This is a genomic window from Paenibacillus sp. N22P23 (genome assembly GCF_059383735.1).
On record NZ_JBXENT010000001.1, the window covers coordinates 287948 to 310329 of the forward strand.

At 49.6% G+C, this 22382-nt stretch carries 18 protein-coding genes; 9 read left to right on the plus strand and 9 right to left on the minus strand.

Going from position 1 to position 22382, the window contains the following annotated elements:
* Nucleotides 1-94 precede the first annotated feature (94 nt).
* A complete protein-coding gene (locus AC506A_RS01380; protein ID WP_495459220.1) occupies nucleotides 95-1561 on the minus strand; it encodes an aminotransferase class I/II-fold pyridoxal phosphate-dependent enzyme in 1467 nt (488 codons plus the stop codon).
* Nucleotides 1562-1702: 141 nt separating this feature from the next.
* On the opposite strand from AC506A_RS01380, the gene AC506A_RS01385 reads away from it, so the two are divergent.
* On the plus strand, nucleotides 1703-2968 hold the full coding sequence (locus AC506A_RS01385) for an MFS transporter (RefSeq protein ID WP_495459221.1): 1266 nt from the start codon (nucleotides 1703-1705) through the stop codon (nucleotides 2966-2968).
* An 18-nt stretch (nucleotides 2969-2986) separates the two neighbouring features.
* A complete protein-coding gene (locus AC506A_RS01390) occupies nucleotides 2987-4192 on the plus strand; it encodes an MFS transporter (RefSeq protein ID WP_495459222.1) in 1206 nt (401 codons plus the stop codon).
* Nucleotides 4193-4260: 68 nt separating this feature from the next.
* Here AC506A_RS01390 and AC506A_RS01395 read toward each other — a convergent pair whose 3' ends face one another.
* The 3 genes from AC506A_RS01395 to AC506A_RS01405 all read right to left on the minus strand — a co-directional run bounded on the left by AC506A_RS01395 (nucleotide 4261) and on the right by AC506A_RS01405 (nucleotide 6774).
* A complete protein-coding gene (locus AC506A_RS01395; protein ID WP_495459223.1) occupies nucleotides 4261-4929 on the minus strand; it encodes a TetR/AcrR family transcriptional regulator in 669 nt (222 codons plus the stop codon).
* A 73-nt stretch (nucleotides 4930-5002) separates the two neighbouring features.
* Nucleotides 5003-6025, minus strand: a complete 1023-nt coding sequence (locus tag AC506A_RS01400; RefSeq protein WP_495459224.1) for an ABC transporter permease — start codon at nucleotides 6023-6025, stop codon at nucleotides 5003-5005.
* Nucleotides 6022-6774, minus strand: coding sequence for an ABC transporter ATP-binding protein (locus tag AC506A_RS01405; RefSeq protein ID WP_495459225.1), 753 nt, complete (start codon nucleotides 6772-6774; stop codon nucleotides 6022-6024). The genes AC506A_RS01400 and AC506A_RS01405 overlap by 4 nt, the downstream gene beginning before the upstream one ends.
* 230 nt (nucleotides 6775-7004) lie before the next feature.
* On the opposite strand from AC506A_RS01405, the gene AC506A_RS01410 reads away from it, so the two are divergent.
* A complete protein-coding gene (locus AC506A_RS01410) occupies nucleotides 7005-10007 on the plus strand; it encodes an efflux RND transporter permease subunit (RefSeq protein ID WP_495459226.1) in 3003 nt (1000 codons plus the stop codon).
* Nucleotides 10008-10068: 61 nt separating this feature from the next.
* Here AC506A_RS01410 and AC506A_RS01415 read toward each other — a convergent pair whose 3' ends face one another.
* A complete protein-coding gene (locus AC506A_RS01415) occupies nucleotides 10069-10923 on the minus strand; it encodes a phytanoyl-CoA dioxygenase family protein (protein ID WP_495459227.1) in 855 nt (284 codons plus the stop codon).
* Nucleotides 10924-11098: 175 nt separating this feature from the next.
* Here AC506A_RS01415 and AC506A_RS01420 point away from each other — a divergent pair, with 175 nt between their 5' ends.
* Nucleotides 11099-12004, plus strand: a complete 906-nt coding sequence (locus AC506A_RS01420) for a helix-turn-helix domain-containing protein (RefSeq protein ID WP_495459228.1) — start codon at nucleotides 11099-11101, stop codon at nucleotides 12002-12004.
* Nucleotides 12005-12065: 61 nt separating this feature from the next.
* Here AC506A_RS01420 and AC506A_RS01425 read toward each other — a convergent pair whose 3' ends face one another.
* Nucleotides 12066-12716, minus strand: coding sequence for a YktB family protein (locus tag AC506A_RS01425; protein ID WP_495459229.1), 651 nt, complete (start codon nucleotides 12714-12716; stop codon nucleotides 12066-12068).
* Nucleotides 12717-12846: 130 nt separating this feature from the next.
* On the opposite strand from AC506A_RS01425, the gene AC506A_RS01430 reads away from it, so the two are divergent.
* Together AC506A_RS01430 and AC506A_RS01435 are read left to right on the plus strand one after the other, a co-directional pair.
* The gene (locus AC506A_RS01430; RefSeq protein WP_495459230.1) at nucleotides 12847-13065 is read left to right on the plus strand and encodes a hypothetical protein; all 219 of its coding nucleotides are present in this window, start codon (nucleotides 12847-12849) and stop codon (nucleotides 13063-13065) included.
* Between the two features lie 163 nt (nucleotides 13066-13228).
* Nucleotides 13229-15202 (plus strand): stalk domain-containing protein, encoded by a 1974-nt coding sequence (locus AC506A_RS01435; RefSeq protein ID WP_495459231.1) that lies wholly within the window; start codon nucleotides 13229-13231, stop codon nucleotides 15200-15202.
* 97 nt (nucleotides 15203-15299) lie between these two features.
* Here AC506A_RS01435 and AC506A_RS01440 read toward each other — a convergent pair whose 3' ends face one another.
* From AC506A_RS01440 to AC506A_RS01450, 3 genes are read right to left on the minus strand one after another with little or no spacing between them, the layout of a single operon-like run.
* Nucleotides 15300-16388 (minus strand): Gfo/Idh/MocA family protein, encoded by a 1089-nt coding sequence (locus tag AC506A_RS01440; protein ID WP_495459232.1) that lies wholly within the window; start codon nucleotides 16386-16388, stop codon nucleotides 15300-15302.
* A complete protein-coding gene (locus AC506A_RS01445) occupies nucleotides 16385-17362 on the minus strand; it encodes an AraC family transcriptional regulator (protein WP_495459233.1) in 978 nt (325 codons plus the stop codon). The genes AC506A_RS01440 and AC506A_RS01445 overlap by 4 nt, the downstream gene beginning before the upstream one ends.
* Before the next feature lie 32 nt (nucleotides 17363-17394).
* Nucleotides 17395-18390, minus strand: a complete 996-nt coding sequence (locus AC506A_RS01450; RefSeq protein ID WP_495459234.1) for a Gfo/Idh/MocA family protein — start codon at nucleotides 18388-18390, stop codon at nucleotides 17395-17397.
* A gap of 242 nt (nucleotides 18391-18632) precedes the next feature.
* On the opposite strand from AC506A_RS01450, the gene yidD reads away from it, so the two are divergent.
* From yidD to AC506A_RS01465, 3 genes are all read left to right on the plus strand, one after another.
* The gene (gene yidD / locus AC506A_RS01455) at nucleotides 18633-18908 is read left to right on the plus strand and encodes a membrane protein insertion efficiency factor YidD (RefSeq protein WP_475779293.1); all 276 of its coding nucleotides are present in this window, start codon (nucleotides 18633-18635) and stop codon (nucleotides 18906-18908) included.
* A 381-nt stretch (nucleotides 18909-19289) separates the two neighbouring features.
* Entirely contained in the window at nucleotides 19290-21305 is a 2016-nt protein-coding gene (gene metG / locus AC506A_RS01460; RefSeq protein WP_495459235.1) for a methionine--tRNA ligase, read from the plus strand.
* Nucleotides 21306-21425: 120 nt separating this feature from the next.
* Nucleotides 21426-22376, plus strand: a complete 951-nt coding sequence (locus tag AC506A_RS01465; RefSeq protein WP_495459236.1) for a metal ABC transporter solute-binding protein, Zn/Mn family — start codon at nucleotides 21426-21428, stop codon at nucleotides 22374-22376.
* Nucleotides 22377-22382 lie beyond the last annotated feature (6 nt).

Here is a 22382-nt window from a genome sequence, read left to right on the forward strand (position 1 = left end):
ACTCCGTAGAAACGAAAAGTCCCCAGCCTGCTCTTGGTTAGAAGAGCTGGAAGCTGAGGACTTTCTTACAGTCGTTGACTCTAATAGGGGAGGTCTAAGTGATCGCTTCTTCTTCGAAGATTACTTTCACGAATTGAATGCTGCGATCTTCCGGACCTTTTACCGGCAAGCCGACTTCCACATGATCGGTGATGTAATCGATATTCGTCTGAGAGATGACTTCACCGGGTAGAAGAATCGGAATACCCGGTGGGTACACATAAATAAATTCAGCAATGATGCGGCCAGCTGATTCTTTGAAAGGGACAACTTCTGTCTGGCCGTAGAAGGCTTCACGCGGCGTCAGAGAGAGATGTGGAATTTCCGGAATCTTAACTACCAGCTCATTGGCTTCATTTCCTTGATGCTGCTGGGCCAGATCGCGAAGCGCAGTGAGCAGTGTTCCAACGGAGTCGGAAGTATCGCCCGGTGTAACGAGCGCCAATATGTTGTACATATCGCTGAGCTCAACTTCAATGTTGTAATGCTCGCGAAGCCAGTTCTCGGTTTCGTATCCAGTGATGCCGAGATGGCGCACATGAATGGCCAGCTTCGTCGGATCGTAGTCGTAGGTTGCTTCACCACCGAGAATTTCTTCACCGATGCAGTAAAGGCCAGGCATCTTGTTAATTTCGGTACGTGCATGCTGAGCAAGCTCAATCGCCTTGCCTGCAATGTCATGCCCGTTAATGGCCAAGTTGCGGCGCGATGTATCCAGCGAGGACAACAAAATGTAGGAAGTCGAAGTTGTCGTCAGCATACTGATAATGGTTTGTACACGCTGCGGGTTGATGCGACTGCTCTTCACATTTAGAACCGAGCTTTGTGTCATGGAACCGCCCAGCTTATGAACGCTTGTTGCTGCCATATCGGCGCCAGCTTGCATCGCCGACATTGGGAGCTTCTCATGGAAATGAATGAGCACGCCATGCGCTTCATCGACAAGCACGGGAATGTCGTAGCTATGTACGAGCTCAACGATTTCCTTTAGATCTGCGCAAATACCATAGTAGGTCGGGTTAATGACAAGAACGGCTTTCGCATCATGATGACGATCCAAGGCACGCTTTACGGAACGAGTCGTAATGCCGTGATCAATTCCAAGATTGGCATCGCGGGCCGGTGATATAAAGATCGGACGCGCGCCGGCGAAAATAATAGCCGACATAATGGATTTGTGAACGTTGCGCGGTACAATGATTTTGTCGCCGGGATTACAGACGGTCAAGATCATCGTCATGATAGCCCCGCTTGTTCCTTGTACCGAAAAAAAGGTATAATCAGCTCCGAAAGCATCGGCTGCCAATTTTTGGGCTTCTTGAATTACGCCGGTCGGTTGGTGCAGGTCATCCAGCGGAGCAATATTTATAAGGTCAATCGACAACGCATTGTCTCCAATAAATTCGCGAAACTCAGCGTCGCTCCCTACTCCTTTTTTATGTCCGGGAATGTGAAATTGTACAGGGTTGTTGGCCGCGTGCGTTCGCAAAGCGCTAAACAGCGGAGTCCGGGTATGATCCATAGCATTCATCCCAGCCTTTCGTGTGGATTGTAACAAACAAAGTTGAGTATAGCAAAACTAGGGGGGATTGCAAGCAACATTTTTGTTGAGACTAGAGTCTACATAGCCAACAAGATTTATGAGCAGAAAAGGGGAACGATTATGAGTATCGGTAAGGGCTGGGCAGGGAAAAAGGTTTTGTCGTCACCATTCGTCGTCCAGCTGCTCATTATTATGTATTTGGTTGAATTCGTGAAGGGTGCTTTGCTCGTCTCGATTCTGCCTGTTTATATGAGGGAAGTGCTCCATTTATCAGCTTATGCGGTAGGGTGGGCGCTTGCTCTGCAATATATCGGTGATAATGCGTTTCGCAGCCCGCTTGGCTGGGTCATCGACCGCATCGGATACCGCTATGTCATGCTCTTCGGCGTTTTGTTTACGTGTGCTTCGGTGTTGATCGTTTCCTATTTGCACGGCATGGGATGGATTGTACTTGCTTGTCTGCTGCTCGGGATTGGGACATCACCGCTATGGCCATGTGTCATTAATGGAGCAACGACGGTTGCCGGTAATGAGTCCAGCGGTACGATCATGAGTGTCGTCTATATGGCTTGGCTGACAGGGGTCGGCTGCGGCCCGATCGTCATTAATTTCTTCATTGTACACACGTATACGCCTGCCTTTCGAATTCTAATCGGGATGATGATTGTCGTCATCGTCGTTGCGCTGCTGCTGCCAGGGAAGAAAAAGTCGATGGAGCTGGAAAACCGCGAAGAAGCGCCTGTTGCTGCAGCTTCCGAAGCGGACCAGGAGCAATTGTCCATGCGGGAGCGGGTACGCAGGTATTTCGCCAAGGTAAGCAGTTCCTTGCATGCGAGCAAGCTGCTGTATCCAGCGATGTTTACGCAGAACTTTGCACTGGGGCTGCTTACGCCTGTTCTAACTCAATATGCCCGTACGGTCCTGCATTTAACGCCGCAGCAGTACAGCATGTATCTCGTTGCAGGCGGAGCGGTTACGGTTATAGGCTTAATTCCGGTCGGCAAATGGGTGGATCGTTTCGGCACGAAGTGGTTTCTTCATGTCGGATTTCTAACAGCTGCAGTTTCGTTGGCTGTACTGGGTTACACCCGCTCCTTGCCGCTTGTATTGATCATTGTGACGTTTGTCGGTCTCGGCTATGCCTGTATTATTCCGGCTTGGAATGCATTGATCGCGCAAGCGATTCCCAAATCAGAGCGTGGAGCAGTGTGGGGATTCTTCCTGACGATTGAAGGCCTTGGTATGGTGTTTGGAAGCATTATGTCCGGCAAGCTGTGGGACATGCTCGGTCCTCATTCTCCTTTTTTGGTCAGCGGTGCCGTTCTGCTTCTCTTGTTTGTTCTTCATTTGTTCATAACAAGACATAAAGCAGATGTGGTAACATGATGGGGTGGAGGGAACAAGATGACACAAAACAAAGACAAACGACTTGGCATAGTTATGGTTATGCTCATTACGACATTTATCGGGTTTGGGATTATTATTCCGGTTTTGCCGGAGCTTATTAAGAAAGCTAGTCCGGGATCGGTAGAATTTCATACCGGCATGATGCTTTCCGTTTATTCAGCGGTATCATTCCTGCTTTCGCCGCTGTGGGGCGGACTGTCTGACCGTGTTGGACGCCGTCCGGTCATTCTTACCGGCGTGCTCGGATTTGCGGCGAGTTTCCTATTATTCGGCATCGCAGATGGAAGCCTGCCGATTATGTATGCCTCGCGACTGCTCGGAGGGCTATTCTCCGGCGCTGTCACGTCGGTTATCGTTGCATATGTTGCAGATATAACGCCGCCTGAACAACGGACACGAGGAATGGGTCTTGTAGGCATGTCGATCGGTCTCGGCTTTACGATTGGTCCTGGTTTCGGCGGTTTGCTAAGCCTCGTCTCTCAGAATACGCCCTTCTTCGCAGCAGCGGCACTAGCACTTGTAACGTTTCTGATTGCTGTAACGAAGCTGCCGGAATCACTGACGCCGGATATGAGGCAAGTGGCAAACGAAGCTGCAAGGCCTTCGCGCTGGAGTGCCTTTACGGGATCGGTCAAATACTTATATGTGCTCGCATTGATCGTCTCTTTATCGCTGGCAGGACTTGAAGCGACGCTGCAGCTGTTCGGGATGAAGCGATTCGATGTAACGCCTCTTCAAGTAGGCGTGATGTTCCTCGTATGTGGTCTCGTCGGTGCGCTGGTCCAAGGCGGAATTGTCCGCAGACGGATTCGTAAAGGGCAAGAACCGATGTATATCACAGCAGGACTGATCATTTCCGCAGCCGGTTTTCTACTTATGGTTACAGCACATTCGCTGCTCACTTCAACCATTTACTTGGCGATCTTCGGAATCGGCAATGCGCTTATTCGCCCTTGTGTGACATCGTTGATTACCCAGAAGACAACCGTTGGACAAGGTGTTGCATCCGGACTGAGCTCGTCCATGGACAGCTTGGGACGTATTATCGGTCCGCTGTTCGGAGCGTTCCTCTTTACAGTTGACCTAACACTTCCTTATGTAGCCGGCGGACTGTTATCGCTGGCGGCGCTTACGCTGCTGCTTCGGTTCCGGTTACTTGACAGCTCAGCGGTTGAACAAGCCAAATCGGTATCACAACGATAACTAGAAAGCACCTGCATCAGTGCGCCGTTACGGCATAACTGAGGCAGGTGCTTTTTACGTGCAGCTGGTTATTTGGAAATACCGAGACCTCGCATGATGAACGAAATCGTTTCCTCGCGTTCCCGCGCATCATCCCATACGGCGTCTTTTCGTTCCCCATATAATGTTCGTACTGCAACATAACCAATGATGGTAGATATACTCAGCCTCACGACAGTCATTGAAGGCAGATCGACCATCTGCCCCCTCGCTTGAAATTGCGTCACGAGCTTCTGAAGACGACTAAGCACCTTCGCGAGCACATCTCGTTGAAAATGTTCCTGCAGCTCCGGGTGAAACGGAATCTCCTGCATCAAAATCCGCAAGATATTGCGATGCTTCGAAATAAACTCGATCCGATTCTCAATCATCGCACGAATAACACCTTCGTAGCTCTCGTAGTCAGCATCAAGCACTTTGTTGAAGCCGCGCAGGACGAAGGGGGCGATCAGCTTCGTCATCGCAGGCGCAACGATCGAGAGCAGCAGATCCTTCTTCGTCTTATAATGGCGGAAAATCGTACCTTCAGCGACACCGGCACGCTGCGCAATTTCACTGGTAGAGGAGCCTGCGAAACCTTTCTCGGCAAAAACCTCAATGGCGGATTGCAAAATTTTAGCCTGCTTCTCGGTCATTTTCTCCCCGCCGCTGTCGTTTCGGAGCAGCTCTTCCACCCATTGTTCCATCGTATCATTCATTACGGACAACTCCTTCATGCCAGCACCACGTTCGATTCGTTATTCTAGATGATATCACAGAAGTGTAATCGGATTAAATGGCACGGTGTTTCTTCAGTGCAAGAACGTTCAGCAGAGCGAAAACAGTCGAGAACCCGATAAGCACGTAAACATCAAGCTGAATGTCGCTCCAGCCCTCGCCTCGGATCATGATCCCTCGCATGGCGTCAGCGCCATAGTAAAGCGGCATGATATTGCTGAGCTTCTGCAGCCAAGGGGCCATGGAATCCAGATTGAACAAGCCCGAGAAGAAGACTTGCGGCACAACAACGAGCGGAATGAACTGAATGATTTGAAACTCATTGCTTGCAAAAGAAGACAGGAGCGTTCCGAGCGTTAACGCGGTTAACGATAACAGCAGGTTCATCATGAGCACGAGCCAGATGGACCCATCCATATAGAGGCCAAGGACGTTAATGGCAAACCAGGCAATCAAGGCTGCTTGAAGCAGTGTAAACAAACCAAAGCCGGATAAATAACCGAGCACGACTTCAGAGCGCCGGATCGGAGTAGCTAACAGACGCTCTAAAGTACCGCTTGTTCGTTCTCTGAGGAAGGATACGCCAGCCAGCATGAAGACGAAGAAGAATGAGAAGAAGCCGATCAATACAGGCCCGAAAGAATCGAAGGAGGCCATATCCTCGCTGCCATGCAGATACGTAATCTGCGGCTGAACAGCAGGCATATCAGCGCCCATCATGCGCTGCAGCAGGAGCAGCACCATTTTGCTTGAAGCAGGGTCGCTTCCTTCTAAGGTAATAGAAGGTTTTCCTCCGCCGCCTAGCGAAAGCACTGCGTCCAAATCACCGTCTTGGAGTGCTTGCTCCGCCGCCGCAGCAGTATCGTAAGTCGTTACATCAGCCTCGGCCTTCTCAAGCCGCTCAACAAGCGCAGCCGGGATCTGTACAGCACCGATCTGAGGCTCAACCGTGTTGCCGTTAAATACAAGCTTCATTAATGTAAGAATAAGCAATGGGGCTAAGAACAGGAGTGCCAGTGTCCGCTTATCGCGGACGAATTGACGGATGATTCGAATGGCGAGCGCTCTGATCCTCATTCGCGAACACCTCCGCCATAGACGATAAAAGCTTCCTCGATCGTCGCGCTGCCACTGCTTTCTTTGATCGCTTCGGGTGTCCCGAGTGCAGTCAGCTTGCCGTCTCGGATAAGTCCGAGACGATCGCATTTGTCTGCTTCATCCATGACATGCGTCGTAAGTACGATCGTCGTACCGCGCTTGCGCATTTCGCCAAGCTCCTTCCAGATCGACTGTCGCAATACGGGATCAATGCCTACCGTCGGCTCATCGAGTACGAGCAGCTCCGGCTCGTGCAGCAAGGAGAGAGCGAGCGACAATCTTCGCTTCATCCCGCCGGAATAGGCAGCAACCGCTTTGTTCAGGTTATCCTGGAGATTGACGATCGTCATCGCAGCTTCGATTCGCTGCATCATGTGCTGACCCTTAAGTCCGTACAAGGATGCGAAGAACGTCAGATTCTCCTTGGCTGTAAGCTCGTTATACAGCGCATCAGACTGCGCCATATAGCCGAAGCGCTGAAGCATCGACAGCTTCGGCATCTGCTCGCCCAGCATATAGACAGAGCCGCCATCGGCCTTGTCGATACCGGTAATGAGCTTGATCAGCGTCGTTTTGCCGGAGCCGGAAGGACCAAGCAGGCCAAACAATTCGCCGCGTTCTACTTGTAATGTGATGTTGTCCAGTACGGTCTTGCTGCCGAAGCGGCGTGTTACAGAGCGTACATCGACAACCGGATTCGGCGAAGCTGAGTTTGATAAACTAGTCAATTGGGATCACATCCTCGTTAGAAAATGAGTGATTACTCACATTTATTTTACTGTTTTGTACCCTATTCTGTAAAGTGAGTAATCACTCATTTTGTCCGAAGACTTACGTTCGCCTCCGTCTTAGGTCGGGGATAAATACTGGTCTACAGACGTTTACATCCCCTATTGGAAAAAGGTATTCTTTAACAAGGAGTTCTGAGGAGAACCATATGAAAGGGGAAAAGGTTGAAATGCAGTTTATTACTAAATGGGCTTTTAACAATAAGGCCGCAATGAAACTCGTAGTGCTAATGGCACTCGTGATGGGGGTAATCAGTTACTACAGGCTGCCGATGGAGTTCTTGCCTGAAGCTGATAATCCGATGGTTACCATTGCAGCAATCGGACCTGGCTATGATGCCAAATCGATGGAGACCGGCGTAACGGCCAAACTGGAGGAAGCGGTACAGTTCGTGAAAGGCAAGAGCCTCATGACATCGTCCTCTGGTAACGGATTTTCCAAAATCGACTTAGCTTTCGATTCGAAGACAAATATGAAAGAAGCGAAAGCGGAGGTTGAAGCAGCGATTCGCTCGGTTCAATTGCCAGAGCGCGTGATGACTCCGTATGTGGTACAGTTCAACACTTCTATGATCCCAATCTCTTGGGTTTCCATTAACTTAGATGGTGTAGCGGCGCAAGACCGTGAGAAAGCAGAGAAAGATCTGATCAATGCCTTTAAGAAAGTAGAAGGCGCAGGCGATGTGTCGCTCGGCGGCAAATCGAACCCGAACATCTCGGTCATTCCGGATTCAGCTAAGCTGACAGAGAAAGGCGTTCCATTCGCTTCCCTAATGGGTGTGCTTCAAGGCCGCGGCGTTGCTGCTTCGATTGGCGAGAAAACAATTGACGGGGCATCCGGCAACATCAATGTTGAAGCGGCGATTAACGATCTGGAAACGCTTCGCAAGCTTCCTGTCGCTGAAGGCGTAACACTTGGCGATGTTGCCAAAGTGGAAGCTCAGACAGAGCAAGAGAGCATCAGCAGCTTAGATGGCAAGAACGTCCTCATGCTGACGATTTCCAAAACAGCTGATGCCAACGCGGTAAAAGTCGGCGATGGCGTTCAAGCAGAAGTAGAACGTCTTAACAAAGATATGAAAGGCGTCGAAATCAAAGTACTTTCGAGCACATCGGAGCAAGTTGTTCATTCCGTAAACTCGATGCTTCGTGAAGTATTGATGGGCGCACTCTTCGCTACAATTGTAATCTTGCTGTTCATGCGTAATTTGAGAGCTACACTGGTCACGATCGTATCGATCCCGCTCTCGCTTGGTATTACACTTTACCTGCTTCAAGTTTCCGGCGTAACGCTTAATATTATTACGCTCGGCGGTGTGGCGGTTGCGGTCGGCCGTCTCGTGGATGACAGTATCGTCGTCATCGAGAACATCTATCGCCGTTTGCAGAAAGAAACGTTCTCGGTTGGTCTTGTTATGGAAGCAACGAAGGAAGTCGCAACTGCAATTACGTCTTCCACGCTTGTAACGGTTGCTGTATTCCTGCCAATGGGGCTGCTGCGTGGTTCGCTTCAAGCGTTCCTGCTGCCATTCGCTTTGACAGTAACGTACTCGCTTCTAGCTTCCTTGCTTGTTGCACTAACCGTAGTACCTATTCTCAGCGCTGTGCTGCTGCGCAATACGAAGATGAAGGAGCACGAAGGCTCCAAACGTTTCGCCAACTTCTTAAACTGGAACTTGCAGCATAAATGGGTTCCGCTTGTCATTGCAGTGCTGCTGCTTGTTGGTTCTGTTGGTGCTTACATGTCGATGCCTAAAGGGGCAATTGATTCCTCCAACGCAGCGAACTTATCCGTAAACTTGGAATATTCGAGTGATACACCGAAGGATAAAGTAATCGAGGAAGGCCGCAAGCTTGAGGCATTCTTGAACGATCGGAACGACATTGACTGGGTTCTCATGCAAAACGGTAACAGCGCGGATGGGGCGCAATACGGTGAGGTAACTTCCCCTACACTGGTCACCTACTTGGTTGATATGAAAGAAGGCGCAGATGCTGAGAAGCTGATCGCCGATGTGAAAGGTCAACGTCCTTCTTATCCGGGAGCCGATCTGAATGCTGGCGCGATGGACTTTGCCGGCGGCGGAAGCTCCACTCAAGTGATGGTCGACGTATCCGGCGACGATCTGGATGCGATCTCTAAAGGCGCAGAACAAGTAATGGCTGCGATTAAACCGGTTAAAGATGTCATCAAAGTAAAATCGAATCAAGAGCAAATGAAACCGGTGTACACGTTCCAATTGGATCCTTTGAAATCGAAAGGCCAAGAGGTTGCTCAGCAGCTTCAAGGGATGATGAATCCGATTCCGCTAGGTACAGTGAATATTGATAATGTGCTGACAAACGTCATTCTGCAGCCGCTTGCGGATCCGAAATCGGAGAATGACTTGAATGAGCTGATCGTGATGACAGCGCAGGGCCCTGCAAAGGTTTCTTCTGTGGCAAAGCTTGTGAAGAGCGAGCAGGCCAGCGTGTTCTATCATAAAGATGGTAAAGCATATGTACGTGTAACAGCTGACGTAGATCCAGCTCAATTGTCGATCGTCGGTAAAGAAATTACGAAGCAAGTGGATGCCCTTAAAGCACCTGAAGGCGTAACGTTCACGGTTGGCGGCGCATCTGCGGATCAATCGGCGGACTTCGCTGACCTGGGTATCATCATGCTTGTAGCTATCGGTATCGTATACTTGATCATGGTAGTTACTTTCAAAACATTGCGTGCACCGCTAGCAATTCTGTGCTCGCTTCCACTTGCAGCAATCGGTGCGGTGGTAGCCTTGCTCGTCTCCAACGTTTCGCCTGACTTTACGGCGGTGTTCGGAGCGCTCATGCTCGTCGGCATCGTTGTCACGAACGCGATCGTTCTCATCGACCGCGTGAAACAAAACGAACAACGGATGGGTATCCGCGAAGCATTGGTTGAAGCAGCTGTAACGCGTGCTCGTCCGATTCTCATGACGGCAATCGCAACGATCTCGGCCATGCTGCCGCTCGTATTCGGTTCGTCGGAGAGCGGAAGCATCGTATCCCAAAGCCTAGCTATCGTCGTTATCGGTGGTTTGGCTGCAGCAACGCTGCTGACATTGCTCATCATCCCTTGTATCTACGAACTGTTCTTCTTCCGCAAAGCGAAACGCCAACGTTTGGCTGCTAAGATGACGAAAGCTGCTTAATACGAGAACAACAAGAAAAAGCCTTACGTCCGTCATGGACGTAAGGCTTTTCTACGTTCTATTAATAGCTCCCGGCAGGTATCGACGTCCACTGGCTAAGCCACTGCTCATACGACGCTTCGCTTTCCGGACGTATCGGACTTCTGGCAATAAAACCTTGTGCTTTGCCGCTCTCAGTAGCGACCGCAGTCGCTTCATAGCGGATATCCATGGACCAGCGCACAGCATCCGATTTGTTTGGCAGCGCTCGGTGAGGGAGAAGCTGGGTGAAACAAAGCGCGTCACCGGGCTCCATTTCCACGGAAAGAGCAACAAGCTTGCCTGCATCCTCGCGTTTAAGCCCCAGAAAGTTCGTCTCCTCGTCGATAACGCCATCAAGCAGCGTTTGATCGAAGATACCCGGGGCGACCTGCAGACAGCTGTTAAATTCGGTTACGCGCTGCAGCGGCATCCATATGGATACAACATGGGTTTTCTCGGCGTCTCGGTAATATTGGGCGTCCTGATGCCATGGCGTATCCGTCCATTTCTGATCGGGCAGTTTCGGTCTGGCATTGAATATCCCGTGCACGGAAACCTCCTTCGTTTCGAGCAATTGCTGTGCAATATCGAGCAGCGCAGGATCTTTCAAGAAATCGAACATGTCCCTGCCTACAAGGTCCCTACGAGGGCTTCGGCCGTACTTGGGTTTTCCTGCATCATGCCACAGCTGAACGAGACGATGCTGAAAATCCAGCTCTTGTTTCTTATCGGTAATAAGCTGCTGATCATACCAAGATTCCACCAAATCATCGACCCATTTGCTAATAATTCGTTCTGCCAAGACCAGTGCCCGCTTGGGCACGACATTCCGAAGCAGTACGTAATGATGGCGTTTATAAAATTGAAGCTGTTCCTCACTTAGACGAATCTGCATAGCGGCTTCTCTCTCCTTAGCGCTTGATACATCAATTGTACGGTCATAGATGGAGAATCGACTATGGCGATAACACGTTACAATTTGACCATTTGTCGTTAAAATGGAGAGAATGAAGGTCTAGATCGGAATTGAATTGATCATTATCCGATGAACAGAGGAGATGGCGGCATCTATGGTTATTCCATTTCACTATCATACACTGCGAAACGTTCTGGCCGTGGCCAATTGTCATTTTCGCGAAGTCGATGCAGGCTGGTCGTATCAGCTCCATGATCACAGCGGTTATGAGCTCCTTCATTGCTATAGTGGGCAGCTCACAGAGTGGATACACGGGGAGTCTGTGCGGATGTCTAAGGGGGATTGGCTGCTAATCGGCCCAGGCGTCAAACACAGTACGATTAATGAAACAAACGCTGGCTTCGAATATTTCTCTGTTCATTTCGGCATTGAAGACCCGGAGCTGACAAATGAGCTGAAAGACATGAACTATGTTCATCTATCGCAGCGAATTGAACATCTGCAGGAAGAGTTTGCTGATCTTCTCGGTCACATTAAGCGAAATCATATATCCGATACCGAAGACAAATGTGAATTACTACCTATGAATATTGATCGCTGCAGTGTATTGGTCAAGTACAGCATTCAACTCTCTGTTCAGAGGTTGGTGCTGTATGCACTTGAGCTGGCAACGCTGCAGGAAGGAAACGGCATACAAGTGCACCGTAAACGGCTTCACGCCTCAGAGGTAGAACTGGCTCATGTGATTCATCAGAAACTGCTTGAAGCGGTAGGTACCGATACGGAAATCAATCAGATTGCGATGCAACTGTTTATAAGCAGAAGTCATTGTAACGAGGTATTCAAGAAGGTGTACGGCATTGCGCCTAAACGTTTCTTAGGACTGATGAAACAAAGGAAAGCGGAAGAATTGCTAGTGCAATCCAGACATGCTGTGGAGACGATTGGCGAGATGCTCGGTTATTCTTCATTAAGTGCGTTCAGCAGGCAGTTCAAACGATGGACTACATTATCGCCGCAGGAATACCGACTGGGCCATAGAAGAAACGAGAAGGGCTGACTCCGTTATGTTCGAAGTTGAACACAAGGAGTCAGCCCTTTCTTTAGCTGAGGTTACATATTTAAAAGGACATTTTATAAAGAGGCAGTACTGTCGTGAACGTTTCCTTAACTCGATTAATGAATGCCTCGCCGTCAAGCAGCAGAGGGTCATTGCGGTCGATAATGATGCCGCAGAGCGCCTCGGACGCTTTCACCGTACGCAGACGCTGGAGCAGCTGTACAAGGCCGTCAGTGCCAAGCTCGCCTTGTGTATCGCCGCCAGGCACCATATGGTTGCCGGACCACACGTAATGGGCAGGAATATGCTTGGTGATGTCGTCCAATTGATTCAGCGCGTGTTCGGCAAACACCGACTTGTTATCCGACTCGTATATAATGGCAAATTGCACGAAGAGATGCGAGCCAAACAGTCCGATTTGGAAATGAGGGAACATTTTATAACCACGCTTGCCAGGAGCGAAAGCAATCCATGTATCGTTCGGCGGATTGATCGTTCTGCGGGCATGTTTGGCAACGTGAGGGAACATCGGCTCCCCGCACAGATCCGTTAAGAAAGGAGACAGCCGCTCACCCAGCTCGTGCAGCTTCGGCCGAATCCGTTCAATTAATAACGACATACGGGCTTCTAGGCCCGGGACTTCGAAAACATCAAAATCATTAGCGGAAAAGCCTGGGAATACAGCGGCCTCCGAAGTTGCTTGCAGCACCATTTCATTCATCATCCTTTTCAATTATTGCCGTTTCTTCATGATAATCGCAGCCGCCGATGTTTGCAATCTTGCTCTGATTCCGTTAGTCTACTCTAGTATGCATAAGCGAAAGGTTAGGAGAGATCAAGGCATGTGGCAGCAATTGTGGTTTGTAACCAATATGGTATTTGTAACGCTCGCAATCATATTTTTATTCGTTCATCGTTCCGTTACGTTAGCCAAGGAACAATCGGATCAAAGGCAGCTTATCAAAGCCAAGAGAGTCCGAATGATCGTTGCTATATTTACTAGTATCGCATTTGTTGTAATGGCAACTTTCTTCTTAATTAACATGCGAGTAAATGGTTAAACGACGATTCTGCAAATGTGTCTAAAGCTTGTCTCTTCCCAATCTCCCGCAACCTTTCCAGTCTCGGTTACGTTTAACGTGACAAGAGCGGCTGGCAAATCAGCAGCAGCACGCACGACAACACACGCTGTCTGCAACTAAGAGAGAACAAAGGAGACGCAGCATGAAATCGTTGAAATGGATACTGATCTTATCGTTCCTTATATTCCCTTTCTCTACCATTACCAGCGGAACGGCATCGGCTCAAGGTGCCTCAGATACGCTTATTTTGCAAATCGGAAGCAACGTAATGAAGCATAATGGGAAGTCTTACAAATCGTCACAACCGGTCACAGCAGTTAAAGATACAACATTTATTCCGTTCAGCTCCATCGCATCCCGTTACGGGTATACGATCTCGTATGATGCGAAGAAGAAGGAATCGATCGCAACCGGATCGTCGAATGTCCTTCGTTTCAAGCTCGGAAGCCTGTATGCTTATCGCGGCGGTACGCCTGTTAAGCTGACAGGAAAGCCGTATATTCTGAATGGTTCCCTCATGGTACCGCTTCGTTCATGGGGCGTGCTGACAGACAGTGCGATCGCAGTAGCAGGGAAGCAAATTACGCTTTCGTGGAACACGGTCGTCATTCCGAAGAAGCCCAAAGCGTTCTTCGAAGTACAGCCGGCTGATATTTATGCAGGACAAACAACGGTAGCGTATATCGATCGTTCGGTTAACTATACGGACGCGCCATTCGTCGATGAACGTTTTGAAGGTCGTATGGATGTATTTCCCGAAGCGGGCGTTTATACGATTACGAGACAGGTTCAAGATATTAATGGGTTATGGAGCGATCCCTTCTCTGTAACCGTTACAGTCAAACCGCCGAATCAGGTGCCTGTTGCCGACTTTACGACAGAACAATCCAGCTACCGCATCGGTGAGAATATTACCTACATCGATCAGAGTACGGATGACGAGAATGACATTGTTCGTCGTACATGGTCTGGAAATGATAAGGCATTCTTCGAAGCAGGCGATAAGCAAGTTACGCTTGAGGTAGAGGATCGTCACGGGATGATCCATTCCGTCACGAAGACGGTCACAGTGACGTCTGAAGTGCTCTACACACGGGATGAGTATAATAAATTGTTCACCAAAATCGGTGATAAATTCAGCATAGACAGCAATTCTGTGCTTAACATTCCAGCACTGACGTATACCTTCCAATCGGAATCGGCTCAGATGGTGCGCAGCAACAGCCCGGAGACGATGCTTCAAGAGGGGATTGCCTACGAGGCTCAGCTGACAGGGCAAGTACGGTTCATGTTCCATAATGTGAACAACATCGGTTATCCGGTCAAAATGTACCTGCTTGCTACAAACAACAACGGCACACCGGTTAATGTAAGCACAAGCTCTATTGGGATGGGCGGACCGGATCCCTATGTAGTGAATACCGGTAAGCTCTCTACCGTGCGTTACTTGAAGTCGATCGGCGAGAATCCTTCTCCGAGATGGATGACGATCAGACCGCATGAAACGAAAGAGATCCTGCCTGAAATTTCGAAAACACCGATGAAAATCATGGAAGTTCTTTCGGCTTATGCCGACGTCTACGCCGACCAAGAGCTGAAATTCCAAATCGTCGTTGTAGCCGCAGGCAAGAATCCGATTGCAGAGCTGCCGAATTTGTCCATCATGCCGCGTGATGGCAAGCATGTTAGAGGGACGTTCTATAACGCAGACCGTGACATCGACATCAATGACACGTTGGGTGAAACGCCGCAGCGTATTATGCTTGGCGACAAGAAGCTGGATACGTATTTGGATGGAATCGATGATACAAGCGGTCAATTAGAGTACAACATCGGCAATTTCGGCGTACTTTACAAATTACGTCTGCCGCATGTGGCACCTAATACGTTGATTGCACTGAATGCAAGGGGCGGGTACTATACCGGTGCCTTTATGATTAATGGTCAGGTGGTCACCGTCGCGAACGAGACGATTCTTAAGGATAATAAAGAAGCGGTCGTTCTATACCGCACAGGCAATTCGGAAGAATCCGTTGAAATGGTATTCACATTAGCTGCGGGCAGCAATTTGCCTGTTGCAATGCTGTTCCTGCCGCTTCCGGGATTCCGTAAGTAAGAGAAACGATAAAAGCCCGCACGCTGGATACACGCTCTGGAGAAGAGCGGGTACCTGGCTTGCAGGCTTTTTTATCGTTTGCAGCAGCTAGCTTAGTTTACCAAGGAAGTACGATTTCAACTTCGCGCCGCAGCTCTGCGGAACGAATAACACCGTCAATAATCGCTTGTTGAATCATGATTTGCTCGCCGGGAATCGGAGCAGGACGGCCTTCGCGAATCGCATCTACGAAGTCGCGGACTTTCTCGAAGAACAGGTCTTTATTATGTTCAATGGCCGGTACCGGCGTAGCCGTTTGTTGGCCCATGAAATCATGGTACAGCGTCATGCTGCCGACTTTGCCATCCCAAACGCCGGACCAATTACCGGTGCCATGCGGGTTGACTTTGAGGCCGCCATCTGTGCCAAGGAACATCGTGGAGCCGAGGGAGTCCATATGCATCGCCCAAGAAATCTTAAACTGAAGCACAAGATCGTTCTCGAAACGAACCATAGCAACGCCGAAGTCTTCGACTTCAAATTTGCTTGCTTCGGGATGATAAAGCGGATTCGTGCCGAAATGATTGCTTGTAAACGCCGACACGGTAAGAGGGCGTGGGTAGCCGAGTGCGTTCAAGGCCATATCGAGCGAGTAGCAGCCGATATCTGCCATCGCACCTGCACCAGCGAGTGCTTTGCTGATGAATGTGCCGCCAGGCATACCGCGTCTGCGTCCGCCGCCGGTTTCAACGTAATAGACATTGCCAAGCTTGCCAGACTGAACGATGTCTTGTACTAGCTTCATATTAGGGTCATAGCGCGGCTGAAAGCCAATTGTCAGCATACGGTCTGTTTCGCGGGCTGTTTGCACCATGTCTACTGCTTCTGCCAGTGTAACGGACATCGGCTTCTCCAGCAGTACTTGCTTGCCGGCACGAAGTGCATCGACCGTAGTGGCATGATGGGAAACGTTAGGCGTACAAATGCTGACTCCGTCTAGATCCAACTCCAGCATACTGCGGTGACTGTCAAAAGCTTGCGCTTCTGTTAATGAGAGCGATTCCGTAAATTGCTTTGCTTTGCCTGGAATGACATCGGCTACTGCAACAATTTCAACGCCCGGTAACTGTTTATATTGCCGAACGTGGGCATGTGCGATTCCGCCGCTTCCGATAATCCCAATTCGAATAGGCTTCGTTGTGGTCAACTTCGATTCATCTCCTTTAACTTCTCGTCCATTTCGGACGAATTCACCGACGTATGCTGAATGCGGAACTGTCTCGGCGTCATGTTGAACCGCTTCTTGAACACATAATACAAATAATTGCTGCTGGCAAAACCATGCTCAAGCGCAATATGCTCGATCGGATTCTGACCTTCAATAATCGCGGAGCATACTTGAGAGAGCCGATAATTTTCTAAATACGCACTGAAGGATTCCTCACCTTGCTCGCGGAAAATCCGCTGCAGCTGCCTTGCACTGATCGGTATTCGTTCAGCAACCTCTTGAAGTGTCAATGGCTGCGCATAGTTGTCATGAATAAATTGAGTAGCAATGCGAAACCGGTGTTCATTCATATTCCTTGAAGGCGGTTTGAAAGTAGCGTTAGGAACGGACGACATCCTCGATGCACGAAGCAAGATCTGGATAATGGATTGTTTGATCGAAGAGAAGGCACCAGGTTGACCTTCTGTCCAAGCTCGGTAAGCCGACAGAAACCAAGACATCGCATTATACTGGTCGACATGCGGACGCAGCGGCAAATTGTTGAGTGCCTGAATACAATTCTCTGCCTCATGGCGTTCCCAAGGATCTCCCCAGCTTTCCTCATCATCGCTTTCAGGGATCGGCACGATATCAATATGCAGACATAGCTCATCCATCGCCTCGCGGGCATCCGCTTCTTGCTGATGGAGTACATTCGGGCCGGTTAAATAAAACAACCCTTCATGTAGCTGGTGGACGGTGTCTTCCATAATGACAGTACCTTTACCGCGTGGAATGAAATGGAACTCGTATTCCGAATGCTTGTGGAAGCGAACGATTTTGCCCGGAGAGAAGGTAGCGAGATGGCAGCGAAGTACGCGAAAGCCATACCCTCCCCAGCGGAACTGTATGTCCAGCCGATCTATCTCATCACTGCGAGTTGCCATGATTGAATACGTAAACGGCTTTGCCAAGAGCGCTGCCACCTCCTTCTACGGAATCTCGTTTAGTTTTTCAGCTCGGACAGGGATACCGAACGTTTCTCGTTCTCGGAAATCGTGGAAGCTTCCATGATCTTAGTCAGATCGATTGCAAGCGCGATGTTCTCATCGGCTGTCGTATCGTTCAAGATATGGCCAACCCATTGATCGAATGCAGGAATGCGGTTAGCCGGTTGATCGATCGTCACCCACTCTTGCGGTGAATCCGATTTCGTGCTGCGTACGCGAATCGCATTGTCCGGGAAGCCGTATAGGAGCGATCCGTCTGTACCGTGGATTTCGAAACAGAATGGGGAGCACGCGTTAACGAAGCCCGCTTCTGCAATACCGAATGCGCCGTTTGCATAACGCAGTGTTGTAACTGTGTTATCATCGACTTCTTTGCCAGTAACGTGACCGAAAGTTGCGTTTACACTCTCCGGTAAGCCTAGGAACAAACGAGTCAGGTAAACCGGGTGGCAGCCCAGATCGATCAGAGCGCCGCCGCCGCATTGCTCCAAGTTGTAGAAATGCTCAGGCAGCCAGCCAGCTGTCGCACCGTTGTGGGACAAGCGAACACGTACTTGAGTCAAATCGCCTAGCAGACCTTGGCTAAGTACTTCTTGTGCAGCAAGGGTGTATGAATCGTTGATACGCGGAAGGGAAACCGTCAATTTCACGCCTGCTTCATTAACAGCAGCGATAATTTCGTTCACTTCGCTAAGTGTTGGAGCAATAACTTTCTCTGTGAAAATATGTTTGCCGGCACGTGCAGCTTTCACCATTACGTCGCGGTGCATATTTGTTGGTGTATCCACAACGACAGCGTCGATATCTGTGCGAGCAAGCAGCTCATCCAGATCAGCGATGAATTGTACGCCGAGTTTGTCCGCATTTTCTTGACCGCGGTTAGGCAGCTCATCCCATACAGCTACGATCTCTGTGTTTGGATTTTCTTGAACTTGTTTGGTGTAATCCCAGGCATGAACATGCCAGTAGCTAAGCATTCCTACGCGAATCATTTAGAAATTCCTCCTGTTAAGTGCATGGATTTGGGTATTGATGTCGTGCGATCGCAGTTTTTTGTGCTCTGATTATGCGACATGGATTAACCCTAACACAATTGAAACCGCTGTTAAATACGTTACTATGACATATTAACTATAAAATTACGACATTGCTAGTATAGAGTTGATTCGTATGGGCGTAAAAATTGACGTTATGATGAAATTACGTCATTATAGAGCGAAAGGAGGCTGCGGCCATGCGAGCTATCATTAAAGCACCGATTCACGTATACCGCCGGTTTATTTCGCCGATCAAGCCGCCGACCTGCCGTTTCTATCCAAGCTGCTCTGCATATGCATTGGAAGCCATCGATAAGCATGGTCCCCTTCGCGGAAGCTGGCTCGCAGCCAAACGAATTTGCCGCTGTCACCCCTTTCATCCCGGTGGGATTGATTATGTGCCGCCGACTCGCGAAGAACGTGAGAGGCAGGCGTCTGCCGGCCTTGACAGTGATACGCAAGATTCGGTATAGTTTTCGCAAGAGAATCATTACCAAATAGGATGTTCGATGAACGGATAAGTACAAGAGAAATGACCTAACCAGAGAGCCGGGACAGGTGGAAGCCGGCAAGGTGCAGCTTTTGGAAAATGGTCCCGGAGAACTCGCGCTCGAGCGCTCAGCCCGGATTTAGTGGCTGAAGTAAGGGTGCGGCGACTGACCTCGTTATCGGTTTGAAGGCCATCGCTTTGCATGTGCGGGCAGATGGTTCTAATGAAGCTTTCTCCACAGCAAGACGTCGGAGAGAGAAAATTGGGTGGTACCGCGTTAGCGACAAGCTTTCGTCCCATAGTGGATGAGAGCTTTTTTTGCGTTTATGATTCAGACCAAACCCGAATGAGGAGACGAGAAACAATGAGTGAAACGACGAAACCATCCTTTTACATTACAACACCCATTTATTATCCGAGCGATAAGCTCCATATCGGCCATGCGTATACGACGGTAGCAGGTGATGCGATGGCTCGCTACAAGCGGCTGCGCGGGTATGACGTTTGGTATTTGACGGGTACTGACGAGCATGGCCAGAAGATCGAACGTAAGGCTCAGGAGAAAGGCAAGACGCCTCAGCAGTTCGTTGACGATATCGTCGTAACCATTAAAGAGCTGTGGAAGAAGCTTGATATTTCCAACGATGATTTCATTCGTACAACCGAAGATCGCCATAAAGCAGTCGTGGAGCAAATCTTCGATCAACTGCTGCAGCAGGGCGATATCTATAAAGGAAACTACGAAGGACTGTACTGTACCCCATGCGAATCGTTCTTCCTGGAGCGTCAGCTGGTGAACGGAAACTGTCCGGATTGCGGACGTCCGGTCGAGCTTGTAAAGGAAGAGAGCTACTTCTTCCGTATGAGCAAATACGCGGATCGTTTGCTGCAGTTCTACGAAGAGAATCCGGAGTTTATTCAGCCGGAATCCCGCAAGAACGAAATGATCAACAACTTCATTAAACCGGGTCTGGAAGACTTGGCGGTATCCCGTACGACCTTCGATTGGGGCGTCAAAGTAAAAGGCGATCCGAAGCATGTCGTGTATGTATGGATCGATGCGCTGTCGAACTATATTACGGCGCTGGGCTATGGGTCAGACAATCAGAGCCAATACGACAAGTTCTGGCCGGCAGACGTACACCTGGTTGGTAAAGAAATCGTTCGGTTCCATACGATCTACTGGCCGATTATGTTGATGGCGCTTGATTTGCCGCTTCCGAAGAAAGTCTTCGCGCACGGCTGGCTTCTAATGAAGGATGGCAAAATGTCCAAGTCCAAAGGCAATGTCGTTGATCCGGTAACGTTGATCGACCGTTACGGCCTCGATGCGCTTCGTTACTACTTGCTCCGCGAAGTGCCGTTTGGTGCAGATGGCACGTTCACGCCTGAGAATTTCGTGGAGCGTATCAACTTTGACCTTGCGAACGATCTAGGCAACTTGTTGAACCGGACGATCGCGATGATCGACAAATATTTCGGCGGCAATGTTCCGGCTTATGACGGCATTGTAACAGCGTTCGATGAGACATTGTCTACGCTCGCGATTGGAACGGCGGAGCAGGTTGAAGCGGCGATGGAGCGCATGGAGTTCTCCGTAGCTCTAACTGCGATTTGGCAGCTTGTCAGCCGCACAAACAAATATATTGATGAAACGCAGCCATGGACGCTTGCCAAGAACGAAGAGAAACGCGGCGAGCTTGCTTCTGTCATGCATCACTTGGCGGAATCGCTTCGGATCATCTCGATTCTGCTGCAGCCGTTCCTGACGAATGCGCCGCTTAAGATCCGCGCGCAGCTTGGACTTACAGAAGGCGTTCAGACGGAATGGAACAGCACGAAGCAGTTTGGTCAATTCCCTGGCGGCACGAAAGTTGTGAAAGGCGATCCGATCTTCCCGCGCCTCGACGTAGCGGAGGAGACTTCGTTTATCGCCATATCTATGGGTGGCGGAACGGCTCCTGTGGAAGCCGCCGCAGAATCAGCGTCTGTTGAGACTGCTGCAGTTGCTGCAGCTCCTGCAGCTCCTGCCGAGACAGAAGCACCTGCTCCAAAAGAAGAGATTTCCATTGACGAGTTCGCCAAGGTAGAGCTGCGCGTTGCGCAGGTACTGGCTGCCGAGCCGATTCCGAAGGCGGATAAGCTTATGAAGCTGCAGCTGGACCTAGGTTTTGAGAAGCGCCAGGTCGTTTCCGGAATCGCCAAGTTCTACACGCCTGAGCAGCTTGTAGGACGCAAAGTCATTTGCGTAACTAACTTGAAGCCGGTGAAGCTTCGCGGTGAAATGTCGCAAGGTATGATTCTTGCCGCTTCGCACGGCGATCAACTGACATTGGCGACTGTACCTGAAGATATGCCTAATGGTGCAATTGTGAAATAAGCATGAACGATGGACCGCCGGAGCGCTATGCTTCGGCGGTTGCTTGTTGACAGGGCATTTAGCCGTCTATATAATCAAATTGTAATGTTTACGATTATGACAAGTAGAGGTGCAGTTCCCATGGTTTCGAAATTTATCCGTCCAATGGTACTGTCAGCGCTAACGCTGGCATTTCTTGTTTTTATACTCGCTGGCTGCGGTTCCGCATCGCAAGGTAAGCTTATAGAGGGTAAACTGAATGTTGAAACAAGCTTCTACCCGCTTTACTTCCTCGCAGAGGAGATCGGAGGAAGCGGCACGAATGTCATTAACATGATTCCGGCCGGCGTTGAGCCGCATGATTGGAGTCCGAAGAGCCGTGACTTGGACACGGCATCGGAAGCTCAGCTGTTTCTGTATAACGGTGCAGGCTTGGAAGGCTGGGTCGATGACTTCTTGGAAGGCTTGCCGAGCAATACGAAGGTAATGACGGTAGAAGCAAGCAAGGATATTGTGAAAATCTCCGGTAATCCGGAGGAGGAAGAGGAAGGGCACTCCGATGACAGCCATCATATTGATCCTCATACATGGGTTAGCCCTAAGTCGATGCTCATCATGGCTAAGACTGTACTAGACAGCTTCATTGCGGCAGATCAATCGCATAAGAGCGATTACGAAGCCAACTATGCAGCGCTGCATGCGAAATTGGTTGAACTGGATAACTCGTATACGAAGGCGCTAAGTGCAGCCCCTCGTAAAGATATTGTGACGTCGCATCAAGCATTTGGTTATTTGGCCCGTGATTATGGACTGAAACAAGTGGCTATAATGGGGTTGTCCCCTGATGCAGAACCGAAGGCGCAGGATTTGCTACGCATTGCCAAGTATGTGAAGGACAATGGCATCAAATATATCTTTTTTGAAGAACTGGTATCCGATGAGTTAGCAAAGACGCTTGCTAGAGAAGCTGACGTTAGTACCATGGTGCTAAACCCGCTTGAAGGACTTACGCCGGAGCAGGAAGCCAAGGGAGAAGATTACTTCTCTCTAATGAAGGCGAATTTGCAAAATCTAGTTCAAGCCTTACAATAGAAAGAA